The sequence below is a fragment of the Massiliimalia timonensis genome (assembly GCF_900186585.1).
GTDB lineage: Bacteria > Bacillota > Clostridia > Oscillospirales > Ruminococcaceae > Massiliimalia > Massiliimalia timonensis.
In genome coordinates, this window is the sequence record NZ_FYDD01000004.1 from 37,856 (window position 1) to 56,894 (window position 19,039).

General features: G+C 49.3%; 22 protein-coding genes. 11 read left to right on the plus strand and 11 right to left on the minus strand.

Annotation, left to right across the window (positions count from 1 at the left end):
* Positions 1-163 precede the first annotated feature (163 nt).
* The 5 genes from CIB36_RS07970 (at position 164) to CIB36_RS07990 (ending at position 4,204) form a co-directional block, all read left to right on the plus strand.
* Complete coding sequence (locus CIB36_RS07970; protein WP_093989054.1) at positions 164-394, plus strand: HPr family phosphocarrier protein; 231 nt, start codon at positions 164-166, stop codon at positions 392-394.
* Between the two features lie 112 nt (positions 395-506).
* Entirely contained in the window at positions 507-1,235 is a 729-nt protein-coding gene (locus CIB36_RS07975; RefSeq protein WP_093989055.1) for a tRNA1(Val) (adenine(37)-N6)-methyltransferase, read from the plus strand.
* A 7-nt stretch (positions 1,236-1,242) separates the two neighbouring features.
* Complete coding sequence (gene rsmI / locus CIB36_RS07980) at positions 1,243-2,070, plus strand: 16S rRNA (cytidine(1402)-2'-O)-methyltransferase (RefSeq protein WP_093989974.1); 828 nt, start codon at positions 1,243-1,245, stop codon at positions 2,068-2,070.
* Positions 2,071-2,124: 54 nt separating this feature from the next.
* Positions 2,125-2,796, plus strand: a complete 672-nt coding sequence (locus CIB36_RS07985) for a response regulator transcription factor (protein WP_093989056.1) — start codon at positions 2,125-2,127, stop codon at positions 2,794-2,796.
* Positions 2,783-4,204, plus strand: a complete 1,422-nt coding sequence (locus CIB36_RS07990) for a sensor histidine kinase (protein ID WP_093989057.1) — start codon at positions 2,783-2,785, stop codon at positions 4,202-4,204. Before CIB36_RS07985 ends, CIB36_RS07990 begins: the two co-directional genes overlap by 14 nt.
* A gap of 219 nt (positions 4,205-4,423) precedes the next feature.
* Here CIB36_RS07990 and CIB36_RS13525 read toward each other — a convergent pair whose 3' ends face one another.
* The 8 genes from CIB36_RS13525 to CIB36_RS08030 all read right to left on the minus strand — a co-directional run bounded on the left by CIB36_RS13525 (position 4,424) and on the right by CIB36_RS08030 (position 9,880).
* Positions 4,424-5,047, minus strand: a complete 624-nt coding sequence (locus tag CIB36_RS13525; protein ID WP_093989058.1) for a hypothetical protein — start codon at positions 5,045-5,047, stop codon at positions 4,424-4,426.
* Between the two features lie 141 nt (positions 5,048-5,188).
* Positions 5,189-5,680 carry a GNAT family N-acetyltransferase gene (locus CIB36_RS08000; RefSeq protein ID WP_158662632.1) on the minus strand — a complete coding sequence of 164 codons (492 nt, stop codon included), beginning with the start codon at positions 5,678-5,680 and terminating at the stop codon, positions 5,189-5,191.
* A 25-nt stretch (positions 5,681-5,705) separates the two neighbouring features.
* Positions 5,706-6,767 (minus strand): tRNA 2-thiouridine(34) synthase MnmA, encoded by a 1,062-nt coding sequence (mnmA, locus tag CIB36_RS08005; protein ID WP_229408220.1) that lies wholly within the window; start codon positions 6,765-6,767, stop codon positions 5,706-5,708.
* Complete coding sequence (nifU, locus tag CIB36_RS08010) at positions 6,742-7,176, minus strand: Fe-S cluster assembly scaffold protein NifU (RefSeq protein ID WP_093989061.1); 435 nt, start codon at positions 7,174-7,176, stop codon at positions 6,742-6,744. Before nifU ends, mnmA begins: the two co-directional genes overlap by 26 nt.
* A 37-nt stretch (positions 7,177-7,213) precedes the next feature.
* Positions 7,214-8,383: a cysteine desulfurase NifS gene (nifS, locus tag CIB36_RS08015; protein ID WP_093989062.1), complete on the minus strand. Its 1,170-nt coding sequence runs from the start codon at positions 8,381-8,383 to the stop codon at positions 7,214-7,216.
* A gap of 185 nt (positions 8,384-8,568) precedes the next feature.
* A complete protein-coding gene (locus CIB36_RS08020) occupies positions 8,569-8,988 on the minus strand; it encodes a nuclear transport factor 2 family protein (protein ID WP_093989063.1) in 420 nt (139 codons plus the stop codon).
* Between the two features lie 36 nt (positions 8,989-9,024).
* The gene (rnhA, locus tag CIB36_RS08025) at positions 9,025-9,459 is read right to left on the minus strand and encodes a ribonuclease HI (protein WP_093989064.1); all 435 of its coding nucleotides are present in this window, start codon (positions 9,457-9,459) and stop codon (positions 9,025-9,027) included.
* A 4-nt stretch (positions 9,460-9,463) separates the two neighbouring features.
* A complete protein-coding gene (locus CIB36_RS08030; RefSeq protein ID WP_093989065.1) occupies positions 9,464-9,880 on the minus strand; it encodes an acyl-CoA thioesterase in 417 nt (138 codons plus the stop codon).
* Between the two features lie 142 nt (positions 9,881-10,022).
* Between CIB36_RS08030 and CIB36_RS08035 the strand changes: the two genes are divergently transcribed.
* From CIB36_RS08035 to CIB36_RS08060, 6 genes are all read left to right on the plus strand, one after another.
* Positions 10,023-10,724 carry a class I SAM-dependent methyltransferase gene (locus CIB36_RS08035; protein ID WP_093989066.1) on the plus strand — a complete coding sequence of 234 codons (702 nt, stop codon included), beginning with the start codon at positions 10,023-10,025 and terminating at the stop codon, positions 10,722-10,724.
* A gap of 25 nt (positions 10,725-10,749) precedes the next feature.
* Positions 10,750-11,430 carry a response regulator transcription factor gene (locus CIB36_RS08040; RefSeq protein ID WP_093989067.1) on the plus strand — a complete coding sequence of 227 codons (681 nt, stop codon included), beginning with the start codon at positions 10,750-10,752 and terminating at the stop codon, positions 11,428-11,430.
* A 72-nt stretch (positions 11,431-11,502) separates the two neighbouring features.
* Positions 11,503-12,513, plus strand: a complete 1,011-nt coding sequence (locus tag CIB36_RS08045; protein WP_093989068.1) for a sensor histidine kinase — start codon at positions 11,503-11,505, stop codon at positions 12,511-12,513.
* 177 nt (positions 12,514-12,690) lie between these two features.
* Positions 12,691-13,395, plus strand: a complete 705-nt coding sequence (locus CIB36_RS08050; RefSeq protein WP_093989069.1) for a transglycosylase domain-containing protein — start codon at positions 12,691-12,693, stop codon at positions 13,393-13,395.
* Between the two features lie 131 nt (positions 13,396-13,526).
* On the plus strand, positions 13,527-14,294 hold the full coding sequence (locus CIB36_RS08055; RefSeq protein ID WP_093989070.1) for an ABC transporter ATP-binding protein: 768 nt from the start codon (positions 13,527-13,529) through the stop codon (positions 14,292-14,294).
* Complete coding sequence (locus CIB36_RS08060) at positions 14,287-16,266, plus strand: ABC transporter permease (protein ID WP_093989071.1); 1,980 nt, start codon at positions 14,287-14,289, stop codon at positions 16,264-16,266. Before CIB36_RS08055 ends, CIB36_RS08060 begins: the two co-directional genes overlap by 8 nt.
* A 43-nt stretch (positions 16,267-16,309) precedes the next feature.
* On the opposite strand, the gene CIB36_RS08065 is transcribed toward CIB36_RS08060, so the two are convergent.
* The 3 genes from CIB36_RS08065 to CIB36_RS08075 form a co-directional block, all read right to left on the minus strand.
* On the minus strand, positions 16,310-16,573 hold the full coding sequence (locus CIB36_RS08065; protein ID WP_093989072.1) for a hypothetical protein: 264 nt from the start codon (positions 16,571-16,573) through the stop codon (positions 16,310-16,312).
* Positions 16,574-16,590: 17 nt separating this feature from the next.
* Positions 16,591-17,271, minus strand: coding sequence for a TIGR00266 family protein (locus CIB36_RS08070; protein WP_093989073.1), 681 nt, complete (start codon positions 17,269-17,271; stop codon positions 16,591-16,593).
* A 165-nt stretch (positions 17,272-17,436) separates the two neighbouring features.
* Entirely contained in the window at positions 17,437-18,978 is a 1,542-nt protein-coding gene (locus CIB36_RS08075) for an ABC transporter substrate-binding protein (protein WP_158662633.1), read from the minus strand.
* Positions 18,979-19,039: the final 61 nt, after the last annotated feature.

A 19,039-nucleotide genomic window follows, 5' to 3' on the forward strand; every position in this document is an offset into this window, starting at 1 on the left:
TTTTCTTATTATACTTGATTTCTATTTTTTTTTCAAATTAGCTGTTGACATCGCTAATTTCTTCTGTTATATTGAGAGAGAAGCAAGGGAAAACGTCAGGAAGGCGCCCCTCTTGCGGGATCAGTTTATAGTATGGTTTGAATGAATTAGGAGGTAATAGGTTATGAAAACAGCAACTATCTTATTGAGCACCATTAACGATGTAAAAAGTTTTGTGAATATTGTATCAAAATATGATTTTGATGTAGATTTGACTTCTGGCAGATACGCAATCGATGCAAAATCCATCATGGGTATCTTCAGTTTGGATCTTTCCAAGCCGATCAAATTGGAAGCCCACACCGATGACGGCGCTGCTTTCTTTGCTGAATTGGAAAGATTTATTGTAAAATAAGTGCTCTTTTCAAAACGGGCGGTACAAAATTTGTACCGCCCGTTTTTTATTTACGAGTATTCAGAAATGTGGTACAATAAAACCAGTACAGGAAAGGATCTATTTTTCTTTTATGCTTTTAAATTCACGCTTTGAAAAGCTCACCGACGCCATCTCTGTCTGCGTCACGCCGGAGCACCGTTTCGGCACGGATGCCTTTCTGCTCGCCGCCTTTGCGGCCGTGCGCAGAAAGGATGTGGTGTGCGACCTTGGAACAGGCTGCGGGATCATCCCCCTGCTTTTGTCCAGAAAGGAGCCGCCTAAAAAAATTTATGCGGTGGAAATCCAGGAACAGGCTGTATGCCAGCTGCAAAAGTCTATCACTTTTAGTCATTTAGAAGGTACCATTGTCCCAATTCATGCCGATTTAAAGAAGATCCCCGGCATTATGCCCGGAACACTTGACGTTGTGACCTGCAACCCGCCTTATAAAGCAGGCGGGGCTGGAATCCTCAGCGAATTGACTGCCGAGCAGATCGCCCGCCACGAGATCCTATGCACCATTGACGACGTTTGCAGTGCGGCGGCAAGGCTGTTAAAGTTTGGCGGAAAGCTTTGTATCTGCCAGCGTCCGGAACGCCTGGCAGACGTGATCGCTGCCATGAGAACCGCAGGTATCGAACCCAAACGGCTGCGCTTTGTCGCCAAAACGCCGCAGGATGCCCCGTGGCTGTTCCTGATCGAAGGCAAAAAGGGCAGCAAGCCCTTTCTACAGGTAGAGCCGACGCTTGCCGTTTACGACGGGGAAAATTTTTCAGAAGAAATGGGACAAATCTACGGTTGGGGCCAGCCGAAAGGATAAGGAGTTTATCATGTCAGTTTTGTATGTTGTGGGGACGCCTATCGGGAACTTGCAGGACTTTTCCCCGCGTGCCGTAAAAACCTTACGGGAAGTGGATTTTATCGCGGCCGAGGACACCCGCGTCACCCAAAAGCTGTTAAACCATTTTGAAATCAAAAAAAGCATGGTCAGTTATCACGAGCACAACCTGCGCGAACGCGGGGAGATGATCCTTTCCCGCATCCTGGCTGGGGAAAGCTGCGCTGTTGTTTCGGATGCGGGGATGCCCTGTATCTCCGACCCGGGGGAAGACCTTGTAAAGCTGTGTGCTGGCGCCGGGGTGCCGGTGCGGGTCGTTCCCGGTCCAAGCGCCGCGGTCTCCGCCTTGGCGATCAGCGGGCTTACCACCACCCGTTTCACCTTTGAGGGTTTTTTAAGCACCACCCGAAAAAACCGTTTGGAGCATCTGGAATCCCTGCGGGAGGAAAAACGGACCATGATCTTCTATGAGGCGCCGCATAAGCTGCCCGCGACGCTGGAAGACCTAAAAACCTTCTTCGGCGGGGAGCGCCGACTATCCATCGCACGGGAACTTACAAAAATTTACGAGGAAGTGCGCCGTTTCACTCTGGACGAAGCAATCTCCTTTTATGAAACGCAGAAGCCTAAAGGGGAATTTGTACTAGTGGTAGAGGGCAAGCCAAAAGAGGAAGAGGAAAAGCCGACCTTAGAACAGGCGGTGGAGTTTGCTCGTTCTTTGATGACTCAGGGAGCCAAAGCGACTGAAGCGGCAAAAAATGCCGCCAAGGAAACGCCTTTTTCCAAAGCGGAGATTTACAAGAAATTACTGGATTGATCACATGGATTTCACAAACCTGCCGTAAGATAAGCTTGGAAAGGAAGGCTGTCTATGGAAAAGATTTTAGTGGTGGATGACGAAGCAAGGATTCGTGATATTATCCGCCAATACATTGAATTTGAAGGATTCTCCTTTTACGAAGCGGATGACGGCCTTGCCGCCTACCAGATGGTAAAGGCAGAACCGTTTGATTTGATCATCCTTGATGTGATGATGCCAAATTGGGATGGGATCACCACCCTGCGCAAAATCCGGGAATTTTCCGAAGTCCCGGTCATTTTGCTCACTGCCAAAGGAGAGGAATACGACAAGGTATTCGGGTTCGACCTCGGCGCGGATGACTATGTCGTCAAGCCGTTCAGCCCAAAAGAACTGATGTCCCGGGTGAAGGCGATCCTAAAGCGGGTGCACCGCGCCAAACCGGAAGAGGAAACGTACACGTTCCGCGGGCTTACCGTTGACCCGAAATCCTATGAAATGAAGATCGACGGAAAGCCAGTCAACCTGACGCCCAAAGAGTTTGAGCTTTTGGTATATTTTATCCATAACAAAAACACAGTCATCACACGGGACACACTTCTCAACCACATTTGGGGGTATGACTTTTACGGCGACAGCCGGACCGTAGACACCCATATCAAAATGCTTCGGGGAAATCTGGGCGAATACCGTGACCTGATCAAAACTATCTGGGGCGTAGGCTATAAATATGAAGAGTATTAAGCACAAAGTCTGGCTGGCTATTTTCGGCACGACAGCACTTGCGATCCTTGCTATTTGGATCTGTCAGGTTGTTTTGCTGGAAGAAAGCTACCTGACAGAAAAGAAAGGCGAAATGCTTGACGACACCCAAAAAGCTGTTTCCCTGATCAATGATAAAGGGATTTTGCTTGCAACCGCTGATCTGAAGGAGCTTTCTGCCAACAATAACTATTGTATTGAGATCACCGATTTTTCTACCGGGCATTCCCCGCAGATCCTATCTATGCAGCCGATCGGAAGCAGGAATATCTTAGACGAGGATGAAACCCTGCGCACCCGCATCTTCCAGCTTTTAGAGCAGGAACAGACGGAATATGTCTTTTCCGACAGCTTTCCCGGCCAGCAAAACCCGCAATACTATGTAGGCGCCTCGTGGCAGACTAATGGAGATATGGATTATGTGGTGATGGTGGCTTCGGAACTGGCCCCGGTCCGTGAGGCGGTAAATACCATTCGATTCCAGTTGATTTGGATTTCGATCGGGCTTTTATTGATCGCAACCGTTTCGTCCTTTGTGATCGCACGCTCCTTGACCCGTCCTGTTGTACAGCTTTCCGCTGCGGCGCAGGAAATCGCCAAGGGGAACCTAAATACCTATGTGCCGGTGGATACCAAGGACGAGTTGGGACAGCTTGGGGAAAATTTTAACATGATGTCTAAAGAGATCTCCAAAGCAAGCGCCCTTCAACGGGAACTGATCGCAAATATCTCCCACGATATCCGCACCCCGCTTACCATGATCAAAGGATATGCGGAAACGATGAAGGATCTGACCGGAGACATCAAAGAAAAACGGGACGCGCAGTTGGATATTATTATTGATGAAAGCGATCGGCTCAATGGATTGGTCAATGATATTTTAGATTTATCCAAGCTTCAGGCCGGGCAGATCGTGCCCGAATACAGCCAGTTCGATCTGGCTCAAAAACTGCGGGATATTATCCATCGGTACGACCTGCTCGCCACCAACGAAGGGTATCAGTTCACCCTTACGGCACCGCAGCAGGTACTGGTATACGCAGACGAACAAAAAATCGAACAGGTCATTTACAACCTCATCAACAATGCCACCAATCATACCGGCCCGGATAAACGGGTGGATGTGGTCTTAGAGGATCATCCAGACCATGCTATTGTCAAGGTCATTGATACTGGCGCAGGCATCAAAAAAGAATACTTGCCGTTGATTTGGGATAGATATTACAAGCCGTATAAGAAAAAGGACCGCAAAGGTATGGGAACAGGGTTAGGCCTATCCATCGTCAAAGGGATCTTACAGGTACACCACTTTAATTTCGGCGTTACCAGTACGGTGGGAAAAGGCAGTATCTTCTGGTTCGAAGTCAAAAAAGGGGAAGTATCGGAATAACCAGCGCAAACTTCTGATAAGGAGATGACATATATGGATTTCGTTTTATGGATCGCGGTGGGTACCGCTATTCTATGCGCTTTTGTGGCTATCTATTTGGGGATGAGGAAGAAAAAATAATTGCAGCTTGGCGAGACTCTGTATGTTCAACGTCCAAAATGAAATAGAACCTTTCAAATATCACAAAAAGCGCTATCCCAATTTAGGGATAGCGTTTTTTTACACGACCTCTGTTCCGCCCCATTCCACGACCGTAAAGCCAGTACGTTCAAAAGCGGTGATCTCCGGTTCTTCCACCGAAATGGGTTTTTCCAGCCCCTGATACGCCATGAACACCCGCAGTACACTGTCCGGCTTTGGGGTGACATCCAGTTCGGCGTGCTGGGTATATGCTTCCTCCTGGAACGTGATCAGGTTATACGGGTTATCCTGCATCCGCGGCAGCCAGTAAACGATAAATTCATTGTATTCCCGCGGAGTCAGCCCCATTTGTGACAGCTTTTCCCGCAAAAAAGCGGCAGTATCCTCCCCGGCAACGACAAAGCCTTTGCTCATGTCATATTCCGTATCCAATTCGCCCTCCCAGAACAAGTAAGAGTATTTCTCTCCATCTTCGGCGTTTACCAAAGTTCCGTCAGGACGGGCTGTTACTGTCCAACCGTCTTGATACTCCGGGTAGGTGCAAAGCAGCTCCCCATCACAACGAAGCGCTACCGTAACTGTCTGCTCCCGCTCCGGATAGAGATAGATAATAGGCTTTTCCGCCGTTAACTCCTCCTGGCATCCGGTCAAGCCAGCCAGTAAAATCGCCGCGCCCATGATCGCCTGAAACCGTTTTTTCATGAAAGAACACCTCCAAACATATTCTGCCGCTTTCTTGTAGATCTTACTTTCAGTATAGAGGAACCCCGGGCAAAAAGCAACTTTCATTTTCCTTATATTTTTGTTCTCCTCAGTAATATGCGAAAACAAAAAAGGGAAGCATTATTGCTTCCCTTTCCTCAGTTCCATCGTAAAACCATTCCAATATGGGTTTTTATCCTGATGAAATTCCGATACCAAAAAACCGCACTTTTCATAACAGCGGATCGCCTTAATATTAAAACAGTATACTCGTAACGTTAACCGTTCCAACCCCATTTCTTCAAAAGACATTCGGATCAGTTCTTTCAAGATTTGGCTTCCAAGCCCCCGGCCCTGCGCCTGGTCCGGTAAAAGAAAACGGCAAATATGCGCAGTTTTCAACCTTTGGTCAATATGATCTAATTCTACACTGCCAACAGCTTCTTTTCCATCAAATGCCATGAGAATCTGGCTGCTTGGAACATTACACCTAGCTTTTATCTGCTCTTCGGTTAATGGATACTGATATACCTGTTTTCCGGCCCATTGCTGGAGATACGCCAAATCTTTTTCTGCATTCCATCCCACAATGACCTGGCAATCTTCTGTTTGCATCGGTCTTAGCTGAACCACCGAATCCCCTCTTCCCCAAGCGGCTTTATTCTTCCACTTCTTCTACAAATCCGCCGCCGATCACAATTTCTTCCGGGGTGTAAAATACGATCGACTGCCCCTTTGCTACTGCACGCTGCGGAGCGTCAAACACAACCTCCGCCTTTTTATCCGGCAGAGGTGTGACCGCCGCGCCAGCCAACGGTGCGACAGAACGGATCTTGACCTGCACATGGCAGGGCTCCAATGGTTTTCCAGTAGTCACCGTCACATCGCGAACCACCGCCCGGGAATAATATTCCTGCCCCGCATCGGCTAGGTAGATCCGATTTTCCACCGGGTCGATCCTTTTTACAAAAACAGGCCGTCCCAACGCAATGCCCAGATGCTTGCGCTGGCCGATTGTATAATGGATGATCCCCTTGTGTTTTCCACATACTTCACCCTCTGGGGAGATGAAATCCCCCTCTTCCGGCACAGCCCCGGTGCGTTCCACGATATATTTGGCGTAGTTATTGTCCGGGATAAAGCAGATCTCCTGACTATCCGGCTTCTTGGCGCAAGGCAGCTTTGCCTCCTCTGCGATTGCCCGCACCTGCTGTTTGTCCATGTGGTTGAGCGGGAACATCAGCCGGGTCAGCTCGCGCTGGGTCAGCCGGTACAGCATATAAGACTGATCCCGCTGCTTACATTCGCCTCTTGCCAGCAGTACCTCGCCGTCCCGTTCTATTAAGTCAGCGTAATGGCCGGTCGCCACATAATCGTATCCGTATTCATCCGCTGCATCCACCAGCGCCTTAAATTTCACGGTAGGATTGCAGACTACGCAGGGGTTCGGCGTACGGCCGTTTTGGTATTCCCTGACAAAGTAATCCACCACACAGGAGGAAAACGCCTCGCTCATATCCTTGACATAAAGATGGATCCCCAACGCGTCAGCGGCTTCCTGCGCGTCGCGGACAGTCTGATCGTGCGCGGGGGACATCTTCAGCACGACCCCCGCCACATCATATCCCTTTTGTTTTAGCAGGTAAACGCAAACGGAGGAGTCAACTCCCCCGCTTAACGCTACCAAAACTTTTTTAGTGGCACCCATGGCACGCTTCACACTCGGTGTTGATGTCCCCAACAAACGGCGTTGGGTCGATCCCCTGCTTTTTAAAGTAATCTGCCAAAGCTGCCTTGATCGCCTGTTCCGCCAAAACAGAGCAGTGGATCTTTGCCGGCGGAAGCCCATCCAGCGCTTCTACTACCGCTTTATTGCTCAGCTTCAGGGCGTCTTCGATTTTTGCGCCCTTGATCATTTCCGTTGCCATAGAACTGGTTGCGATCGCCGCCCCGCAGCCAAAGGTCTGGAATTTCACATCGGTGATCACATCACCGTCAATTTTTAAATACATCCGCATAATGTCGCCGCATTTTGCGTTTCCTACTTCCCCGATCCCGTCGGCATCTTTCATATCCCCAACATTCCTTGGGTTTGCGAAATGGTCTAACACCTTTTCAGAATATAACATCGTGTTCCACGTTCCTTTCTTTCCTATTCTATCCCGCTTAGTCTAACTTGTTCCACACCGGGGACATTTCCCGCAGCCTTCCCACAACCTTCGGAAGCACCTCTGCGATTTTCTCCACATCCTCCTGGGTGGTGTGTTCATTGATGCTCAGCCGCAAAGAACCATGCGCAATTTCGTGCGGCAGGCCGATCGCCAGCAGAACATGGGACGGGTCCAAAGAACCTGAAGTACAGGCAGAACCAGACGAGCCACAGATCCCGTTAAGATCCAGCATCAGCAAAAGCGCTTCGCCTTCCACCGCCTCAAACGACATGTTAAAGTTTCCGCACAGGCGGTTTTTACGCCCGCCGTTAATGCGGGAGCGTTCAATTTTGGAAGCCTGCTCAAACAGGTAATCCCTCAGTTTGGACACCTTTTCGATCCGCCCCGGAATATCCTCGGTGATCAGCTCGATCGCTTTTCCCAGCCCCACGATAGAGGCCACATTTTCAGTCCCAGCGCGCCGACCGCGTTCCTGGCCGCCGCCGTGTACCAGGTTGCTTAAGCGCACACCATTTCTGACATATAACACACCCACGCCCTTTGGCGCATAAATCTTATGCCCGGACATAGACAGCATATCAATGTGCTGTTTTACAACATCTATCTCTACATTCCCAACCGCCTGCACAGCATCGGTATGGAATAAGATCCCCTTATCGCGGCAGAGTTGGCCGATCTCTGCAATCGGCTGGATGGTGCCGATCTCGTTGTTTGCATACATGATAGTTACCAAACCAGTATTTTCTTTGATCGCATCCTCTACCTGTTTGACAGTGACGTATCCCTCTTCGTCTACCGGCAGGTAGGTCACTTCAAATCCATGCTTTTCCATGAATTTGCAGGTATCCATCACAGCGTGATGCTCAAAATTCGTTGTAATAATATGGGTCTTCCCCTTGGCCTTCAGCAGGTCCATGCTCCCTTTAATCGCCCAGTTGTCAGATTCCGAGCCACCGGCAGTAAAATAAATCTCCTGCACCTTTGCTCCAAATGCTTTTGCAACCTGTTCTCTGGCAGTTTCAATGGCGCGCTTGGCATCTCTCCCGATGGAGTAAATGCTGGACGGGTTCCCATAGTATTCTGTCAGATACGGGGTCATCGCTTCCAAAACACGCGGATCAATTTGTGTTGTCGCCGCATTGTCGGCATAAATAACCTTGTTCATGTTATCCTGTTCCTTTCTTTGCTTTGATTGCCTGCAATACAGGGAAAGGCTGTATTTTAAGCGAATATCCAGAAATTAAATGGGTATATGCTCATTTGAGCATATACCCATTATACACCTATCTTGTCCACAATGCAAGAAAAAAATACATAAATTTGGTTTTTTTCTCCGCAGAAAATTCACCATTAAAACCAACGGACCGATTCGCCCGAAAAATGAGGACTGGGGCCATTTTGATAAGGGTCATAGTGGTTTTTATTGCAGCCAAATTCCTTTAAAAAGCCGATCCTTTCCGCCTCTGTCCATCGGATCAAGGATACGCCGTCAAATTCTTCCGTCGTTCCGTCAGCCATGGCGTTTTTGAAATACCACTCCGCCACAGTCTGATCCCCTTGATGAAAAAACTGTTTGATCTCCCACCGAAGCACCTTTCCACGGGTATTCCATTCATCAAACCAAAGCTTGATCTTTTCTATTCCAATGTATTTCGGTCCCCAGCTTTCCACATAGACCGCATCTTCAGAAAAAATATCCTTTATCCCTAAATCTTCCCCTCGCAGCCACATCTCAAACCAAAGCCTGACCTGTCTTTCCCTGTTATCCATAGTATACCCTCTTATATCGCAAAATCATCATTGCGTTCAAAACTTTTTTGATTGCTCTACCGCCATTTCATCACACCGTTCGTTTTCCGGATGGCCGGCATGGCCCTTCACCCACACAAATTCTACCTCGTGTTCCTCCAAAAGGGCGAGCAGTTTCTCCCAAAGATCCGGGTTTAAGGCTTTTTCCTTTTTATTGCGCATCCATCCCTGCGCGCGCCACTTTCTGGCCCAGCCCTTTTGGATAGCGTCAATAATATATTTAGAATCACTGGTGACAGTGACCCTGCAAGGGTATTTTAAGGCGTTCAGCCCCTCGATCACTGCGGTCAGCTCCATGCGGTTATTGGTGGTTCGCGCCTCTCCGCCACTTAGCTCTTTCACTACGCCGCCGCATTTCAAAATGGTTCCCCAGCCGCCCGGGCCAGGGTTTCCGCTGCATGCGCCGTCTGTATACATCTGCACCTGTTTCATCTGTTTATTCGTCCTCCTGGGCGTGTTTTACCAGTTCATAAATCGCCGGAAAGTGCTTTTTCAGGCTGATCGGCTTTAAGGAGAGGTTTGTCCAGCCATGCGTGGTGGTGCCCTCTACCAACAGGCGCCCCTCTTCGCTGAACACTTGATATAAAAATTCGATCCTGGCAGGAGTCAGCTTTTGGATGCTCACCTCGACCGTGACCTCATCCTCGTATCTAGTGGGATAAAAATAACGGCAGGTCAGCCCTGCAAGCGGCAGCATCACGCCTGCCTGTTCCATTTGGGTATAGGTCATCCCCGCATGTTTGATAAAATCCGTTCTTGCAACTTCAAACCAAATTGGATAAACAGAGTGGTGCACAATCCCCATCTGGTCCGTTTCCGCATACCGTGCAACGATCTTGCTATGTGATTTCATGGTTTCTTTCCCCCTGTCATTCTTTGATAATTGTATCACACTTCCTGAAAAAAGGAAAGCTGGCAGCACTCTCCTCTTGCCAAAATCCTTTCAAAATGCTAGGATTAAACCAAAGTATTTTGTAATCAGGAAGGGAAGAAATATGAATCTGTATTCGGTCAGCGAAAGCCTAAAGGCTTGGGAAACAAACGCCAAATTCTGGGACGACAGCATGGGCGAACACTCCAACCAGTTCCACCGGGAGGTCGTGCGCCCAAAGGTGACCGAATTATTGTGCCCGCAGGCTGGAGAATTGATCCTTGACATTGCCTGCGGAAACGGCAATTACTCCGCTTATCTTGCCGGGCGGGGCGTTCGGGTCGTCGCTTTTGACTACAGCCCATCCATGATAGCACTGGCAAAGAAGCGGCAGAAAAAACATCTTGCTCAAATAAGCTTCTATGTAGCCGACGCAACAAACGCAGGCCAGGTCATGGCGTTGAAGCAGGAAAGGCCCTATGACAAGGCGGTTTCCAATATGGCGGTGATGGATATTGCCGACGCGGCCCCATTGTTTCAAAGCGTCAACCGGTTGTTGGATAAGCAGGGGATCTTCGTCTTTGCCACCCAGCATCCCTGCTTTGTGACCCTGACCAAACAATATCTCACCCCTCACAGCTACAAGGACATCGCCATTGAGGGGCAGCCCGTCAAGCAGTGCTATTACCACCGTTCCCTTCAGGAAATTTTCCAGCTTTGTTTTGACAATGGATTTATCATCGACGGGTTTTACGAAGAAAGCTATCGCGGCAAAGAGATCCCGGATATTATCATCGTACGGGCAAAAAAATCCGCGTCAAAATAAAACGTTCCCAAGGAGGCCAAGTCATATGTACCGCATTTTGCTGGTGGAGGACGATCCCACCATTGTAAGCGTTCTGGCGCAGCAGCTTACCAAATGGAATTATCAGGTAGAAGCTGTCTTGGATTTTGGGCATGTCCTGGAGCAATTCCAAGCCTTTGAACCGCATTTGGTGCTAATGGATATTTCCCTGCCGTTTTTCAATGGCTTTTACTGGTGCGCCGAGATCCGGAAGATCAGCAAAACGCCGGTCATCTTCCTTTCCTCGGCAGGAGATAACATGAGTTTAGTCATGGCCATCAATATGGGGGCAGACGACTTTTTGGCGAAGCCGTTTTCACTGGAGGTCGTTCTGGCAAAGATCCAGGCCATTTTACGCCGTACCTATTCCTTTGGGAACGACCCGAAAACCATCACACACCAAGGGCTGACCCTGAACCTAAACGACGCCACCCTGCGGTTCGGCGAAGAAACGCTGGAGCTGAGTAAAAATGAATTTAAAATACTTCAAGTTCTTTTAGAACACACCGGATGTGTGGTAACACGGGAGGAGCTAATCCAAAAGCTTTGGGAAACAGACAGCTTCATCGACGACAACACCCTAACTGTCAACATGACCCGGCTGCGCAAACGGCTGGAGTCTATTGGGATAACCGACCTGATCCTCACTAAAAAAGGGATCGGTTACCTAATTAAGGAGGAACCTTAAAGGCTTGTCTTTTAAGCGGTGCCTTGCTTGCAAAGCCAGCCCCATTCTATAAGAAAGGAGCGCTTTCGCTTCATGAAAGCGACCGTTACGACTATGAGATATTTATGGGCTTACCTGCGGCAGCGAAAATGGATTTTTTTGCTGTTCATCCTGTTCGGGGTCATTTTGTGTACGGTCTACCGGCTGTATCACCTGGAATGGGGGCCGGCGTTTTATACCTTGATCGTGATGCTGGCGATCGGGGTCCCAGTCTGTCTGATCGACTGCTACTATTATTGCAAACGTATAAAACAGGTAGAACTGCTCAAAAAACAAGCTGCCCTTCACATTGGGGAGCTGCCTCGTCCCTCTGGTGTTTTAGAGCAGAATTATCAGGAGATCATCCGTCTGCTGGAAAGCCGCTGCCAGGATACCGAACGCGCCGCCAGAGAATCCCGGGAGCGCGCCAACAGCTACTACACGCTGTGGAACCACCAAATTAAAACCCCCATCTCCGCCATCCGGCTCCTCGCCGAATCCGGAGGGCTGAACCGGCAAAATGTAGAGCAGGAGCTTTTAAAGATCGAGCAGTATGTTTCGATGGGGCTGGAATACCAGCGCCTGGACCAGCCCAACGATTTGTCGTTTCAAAGCCATGATTTAGAGCATCTGGTAAAACAGGTGTTAAAAAAGATCGCGCCGTTGTTCATCTATAAAAATATTAGCCTGCGTTTGGGAAACCTGCACGCCGTTGTACTGACCGATGAAAAATGGCTGTGCTTTATTCTGGAACAAGTGCTGACAAACGCGGTAAAATACACGGCCGCCGGTTCGGTATCCCTGTCGCTTGACCCGCAGGCTCCCAACACGCTTTGTATTGAGGACACGGGGATCGGCATCCGGCCGGAAGACCTGCCGCGTGTCTTCGATTGGGGATATACCGGATATAACGGCAGGCTGGACAAGCGTTCTACAGGGATCGGATTGGCGCTTTGTCGGCAGGCGGCCCAGCTTTTGGGGCATCGGATCGAGATCACTTCTACACCCGGAATCGGCACTTTGGTAAAGCTGGACCTTTCCCGGGACCCGCTGGAAGTGGAATAAATCCTTACAAAAATGTAAGAAATCTTAGGCAAAGTGTAAGCTGATTCACTGGCAAACTGCGATAATTTCTGATATGATAGGAACAGTGAAAGATTTAAAGGTTTTTTAAGGAATATTTTCTAAAATCATATCCTGTTTCATGGTATGATTTGATTGTTCTGAAAGGAGGGGGAAAGTATGCGCATCAGAAAATTTTTACAAGGATTTTTTCTGCTCCTTTTCGTCATCGCCTTAGTCGCTGGTTCCATCTTTTTATACCGCGGCTACAAAACGTATGACGAAGCCTATCAAAAAACCTCGCTGGACGAGATGGCGCAAACGGTTTACGATACCCCGGGATTCACCCCGTTAGAGGAACTGCCTGAAATTTATTTAGACGCGGTGGTAGCCGTGGAGGATCATCGGTTTTATACCCATTCCGGCATTGATTTCATCGCAATCTGCCGCGCCCTTTGGAACGATGTGAGAACGCTGAGCCTCGCCGAAGGGGGAAGCACCATCACCCAGCAGACCGCAAAAAATCTCTATTTTACCCAAGACCGTACGCCTACCCGAAAAGTTGCGGAGATCTTCATGGCGTTCCAGTTGGAAAAGCATTTTTCTAAGGAGGAGATCCTGGAGCTTTATGTAAATTCCATTTATTTTGGAAACGGATATTACGGCATAGGAAAAGCCAGCGAGGGCTTTTTTGGAAAAACGCCCGACAAGCTGACAGACAGCGAATGCACCATGCTGGCCGGGATCCCCAACGCGCCCTCTGCTTATGCGCCGACCGCAAACCCAAAACTTGCGCAGGAACGGCAAAGGCAGGTCCTGCGGCGGATGGTAGATGAGGAATGCCTTTCCCAAGAACAGGCTGACAATATCTTAAAGCAGGAGTGACCCTCCTGCTTTTTTCATGCAAACCTTACACCGGTGTAAGGTTTGCGGCAAAAAGTGTAAGTTAAATCAATGGAAACGCGCCGCCTGCATCTTTATAATAGAATTAGAAAACCCACCAAGGAGGAAAAAACATGCCTTTATTAACTGTGAACCATCTAAAAAAAATTTATACGACCCGGTTTGGGGGAAATCAGGTACAGGCATTAAGCGACGTTACCTTTTCCGTGGAGGAGGGGGAGTATGTGGCGATCATGGGGGAATCCGGCTCAGGGAAAACCACCCTGCTCAATATCCTCGCTTCCCTGGACCAGCCCACCAGCGGATCTGTCATTTTAAATAACGTGGAGCTTGGCTCTATCCCTGACCGTCAGTTGTCCGCTTTCCGGCGGGAAAACCTCGGCTTTGTATTTCAAGATTTCAACCTGTTGGATACCTTTTCCCTGTACGATAATATCGCGCTGCCTTTAGTGCTTTCCAGAAGAACACCGAAAGAGATCCAGCGCCGTCTGCTCCCGCTTGCCCAAATGCTTGGGATAGACGCTCTGCTGAAAAAATACCCTTATGAGGTATCCGGCGGGCAGAAACAGCGTGCGGCAGTTGCCCGCGCTTTGATCACCGACCCGCAGATCGTGCTGGCTGACGAGCCTACCGGAGCGCTGGATTCCAAATCGACGGACAGCCTGCTCCGTATTTTCGAGGAGATCAACCGCATGGGACAAACCATTTTTATGGTCACACACAGCCTGAAAGCGGCCAGCCATGCGAACCGGGTGCTGTTTATCAAGGATGGTGTCGTTTTCCACCAGCTTTATAAAGGGGCGGCTTCTAACGAGGAGATGTACCAGCATATTTCGGACGCGCTGACTGTCCTTGCAACAGGAGGGAAAAACGGTGAATAAGTTTTTTTACCCCAAATTGGCGATCACCTCCATGCGGAAAAATAAAACGATGTATTTCCCTTACCTTATCGCGTCGGCATTATGTATTGCCATATACTATATCATGGATTCCGTCAGGCTGATGGTGATCGCCAGCGGCATGGAGGGCCGTGAGAACGTATATCATATGCTGGCGCAGTTTAATATTGTATCCGGCATCGTTTCCCTGGTCATATTGTTTTACGTCAACAGCTTCGTCATCAAACGGCGCAAAAGGGAGTTTGGCCTTTACGCGATCCTGGGGATGGAAAAACGGCATATCTCCCTGATGCTGTGCTGGGAGGTGCTGCTCCTCAGCCTGCTTAGCTTTGCAGCGGGAATTGCCTGCGGCATTCTGTTCAGCCAGCTGATGTTTTTACTTCTTCTCCAGATCCTCCATATCCCGGCCGAGCTCACTTTCATCCTGCCGGTCGATTCTATTGGGAAAACCGTCGTCTGGTTTGTAATTGGCTTTATCATCCTGCTGATCTTTGACATCATCAGCATCTGGCGCACCAATGCGATCCAACTGCTTTACAGCGCTAAAGCCGGGGAACGGGAACCAAAAGCAAGGTGGGCCTTGGCGTTGATGGGGCTTCTTGCCTTAGGAGGAGGGTACTACCTTGCCCTGACCGCCCAAACAAAGGCCGACGCAATCACCATCTTTTTTCCCGCTGTCCTGCTAGTCGCGGTGGGCACCTACCTTTTGTTTATTTCGGGCAGTATCGTGTTTTTAAAACTGCTGAAGAAGAACCAGCGCTTTTATTATAAGCCCAGCAACTTCATCACTGTTTCCGGCATGCTTTACCGCATGAAGCAGAACGCAGTGGGGCTGGCAAGTATCTGCCTGCTTTCTACTGCCGTGCTGGTCACCCTTTCCTCCTGCCTCAGCCTGTTTTGCGGCGGAGAGGACTCTATCCGCCTGCAATTCCCGCGGGAGGCCATGATCTCCTGCTATCTAGAAGAGGAAGAAAAACAGGAGCAGGATGCCGATCGCTTTGTAACCGCACTGGAAAAACAGTCGGAGCAATACGACGTTCCTATGCTCAACGCAGTGGGGCTTACTACGGTCAACCATTCCTTCCACTATCAAAACGGGGAATTTTCCACCTCCGGCGGCGGGGACAGCAAAACGGTCTATGTTTCCTGTTACGCCCAGGAGGATTACAACAAAATCGCAAGCACGCCGCTTTCCCTGCGACCCGGGCAAATGACGATCCTTTCCCCCAGCCGGGAGCGATTCCCAGAAGAAATTTCTATCAACGGTACCTCTTACCGCACGCAAACAATCACCGACCCTGAGATCACTGAACCGGGGACAGATATCTGTTTTATCTTCCCTACAGTAGACGACCTGTGGGAGCTGACCAACCGTATCGCGGCGGAATTTAATGATTACCGGCTGGTGACCTACCAATACTTTTTCGACGTTCCCGAAGATGTTCCCCATATGGAACAGTTTATGGAATCTCTTTGGAGTCATTGGGATTCAGAAGAAGACGGCGCGGCGCTCTGCTACTCCCGCACGAAAGCCGACGAACAGAATCGTTTCTATCGGATTTACGGAAGCTTGTTCTTTATCGGGATCTTTTTTGTCACTGTATTCCTGACCGCGACCGTGCTGATCATCTACTACAAGCAGGTCACAGAAGGGTACGACGACCACGACCGGTTCCAGATCATGCAAAAGGTCGGACTGAGCGACCGGGAGGTAAAACGGGCGATCCAAAAGCAGATTCTGACCGTATTTTTCCTGCCGTTGGTCACGGCAGTGATCCATGTCTTTGCGGCTCTGCCGATCCTCAGTAAAATTTTAATGAGCCTGGGACTGCTGGATCCTTTTGTTTTTATCCTATGCACATTGGCAACGATCAGCGTGTTTGCGGTATTCTATTTTATCGTTTACCAGCTAACGGCGAAAACCTATTACCGAATCGTCAAAGCCAAAGAGTGAATGATACAAAAAAGAGAGTGCTAAATTTACAGCGCTCTCTTTTTTATTTCAGTTTCTTTTTTGGACGGGCCTTTTTCTCCATAGCTCTGTCCACAACACGATGCAGCATAATTCCAAGGACAGCCGCCCCAACATAGCAGCCCAGCATAACCAAAATCCCCGGGGAGAAAGCCTGCCCGCCATTGACCGCGTCCGCGCACTCCAGCAGCAAAACCACTCCCACTGTAACGAAAATAGAAGCAAACACGGACAAAGCTGTTGCCAGCTTGCTTTCGGGGTATCTTTTATAAAGAACTGGATACGTCATTTTTTGTTTCTCCCGCTTTATTTAGCTGTTCCAAGGAATGGATTCAGGGATGCGGCCATCTGGCTGATCGGCATACTCTGGATCAGAATCCTGCCCGGCCCCGTTACCCGTGTGTTGAAGATCCCCTCTCCGCCAAACAGCATATTTTTTACGCCCGGCACCGACTGTACATCCATGGTACAGGTCGCGCTCATCGCGGCGACATAACCGGTATCCACGATAATGGATTGCCCTGCCTGCAGTTCATACTCCTTTGCATAACCGTCGATCTCTACAAAAGCAGTTCCCTGTCCGGAAAGCTTCTGCATGATCAAGCCTTCCCCACCGAACAGCCCGCCGGAAAACTTTTTATGAAAATGTACGGACATCTGCACTCCTGCCTCAGAAGCCAAAAACGCGGATTTTTGGACGATGATCTCATTGCCCACAGAGATAGGGAAAGCCAGAATCGAACCAGGAAAGCTGGAAGCAAATGCGATGAGTCCCGGTCCGCCCTGCGCTGTATAGATATTTTGGAACATAGATTCTCCGGTAAACATCCGTCCAAACGCCTTGCCGATCCCGCCATTGGTACTGGTCTTCATCTCCATATTCGGCGACATCCAGGACATTGCACCTTTTTCCGTGATCATGCTTTCTCCGGCCTGCAATTCACAGATGACTACCGGCAGTGGTGTGCCTTCAATTGAGTATTTCATAATTGCTCCCCTTTCATACCTGCTTCAATCATTTAAAAGGTTTTACCAGCAGGCTTTTCTTTCTCCCATTGTACCATACTGATAGGTGGATGTCACGAAGCTTTCATGCTTTGTTTCTGAGGATGCGAATAAAACAGGAACCCCATAGGATCCCTGTTTTATCATTTATTCCTGTTCGATGAAATGCAGCAAAAACTCCTGCTCCCTGTGGTCTGCGGAAACGGCTAAAAATCCTCCTTGGGTATCCACCGGACACAGAAGATACCGGTTGGCGGCATCGCTTTCCACCGCATGGTAAACACCCGTAATTCCTCCTTGCAACGCCTTTGCCATAGCTTGCTCCTGCTGTTGCGGTACAAGCACTTGATACATGCTGTCCAACAACTGTTCAGGGGGAATATTTCCCTGCGGCTGAAAATAAAAATCATACCCTTCCCCAGAACGGAGGGTGTCTTCCAAAGAATCAGCATTCACAAATACAGCTTCTACCTCAATTCCATAAGGTGAAAATTGTTCCTGCATCTCTTTGAAATAAAGCCTTCCCCGTGTTGTGTCCTCACATAGAAAGCGCAGCGCCTGGCCATCGCGTTCCTTCAAAAGCTTTTTAAACAACGGGCCTGCCGATCTGCGGCGGGAAGCCATCATTTTTGAAAACGACGGTTCTTCCTTTTGTGTGCCGGTAACTCCCCCAACGGGAAGATACGTGGTTTCTTTACTTGACCTGCGAAGATCTTCCCAGAACTTTTTCTGGTTGAATCCCACACAGACCGCTTTTCGCAGCAGTTCACTGCTATTGGAGCTAAAGCCCAAATAAGAATAGCTGGCCGAGGGGTATCGGTAAATGTCATAATACCCCGCTTCTTTAAACTGCTCAAAGCTGCTTTCCTGATTCAAAAAGGCAACATCCAGCCCAAACTCCTCAATCTCTTGTTCAGCGGCCTGCCTTGTCATGTTCACAAACCGAAAGGTCTGATATGGATACTCATTCCCTTCGGATCGGGGATTTTTAACCAGTACCGCTTCTTCTAAGCCACGGATCGATTCGATTTGATAGGGACCCGTACCCAACTCTGTCCGGCTCCCGTCGTCAGAAGCTTTTACGATCGGCAGTGTCAGCGCCGTTACATTGGACAGGCTTGCAGACTGGAACTGGAACCGAAGCGTCTTTTCATCCAGCACTTCTAAGCCGGCGATCCGTTCCTCTGTTCCTGTTTGGTATTCTGTCATCCCAATGATCTGCCGCATCCGTTCCTTTTTCGGATAGCCGGAAGACGGGGCGTTCAACGCGTCGTATGCCGCTCGCACTGTTTCCGCTGTCAGAGGTGTCCCGTCGGAAAAGACCACATCCTTGATCGTCACCTCTGCTGTTTTCCCATCTTTGGAAAAGATGACAGATTCCGCCAGCACCGGCTGTGCCTCTTTTTGTGCAGAAACCGAAACCAGCGGCTGATACACGAACGATGACATCAGCTGCGCCATCTTTCCGGATTCGGAACAGGGGGAAGCAGTTTGGGGAAGGTCGGCACCCCCAATGACAAAGCTTTCTTTCTGCGCTTCGCTTTTATGGATCAGCGAAGCGTTTCCCTGAAAAATCAGAGCTCCTTCTCTCGTCTGGAACACGATACTGCCAATAATCACTGCCGCGATCACAATGAACAAACCTGCGAAAAAAGTGAAAAATCTGGCCAGCCCTTCTCTTTTTGACATCTCTTCCAACAAACCTCACATCCTCTAAGAAAGGCACACGGAGGGCAATTTATCCCTCCGT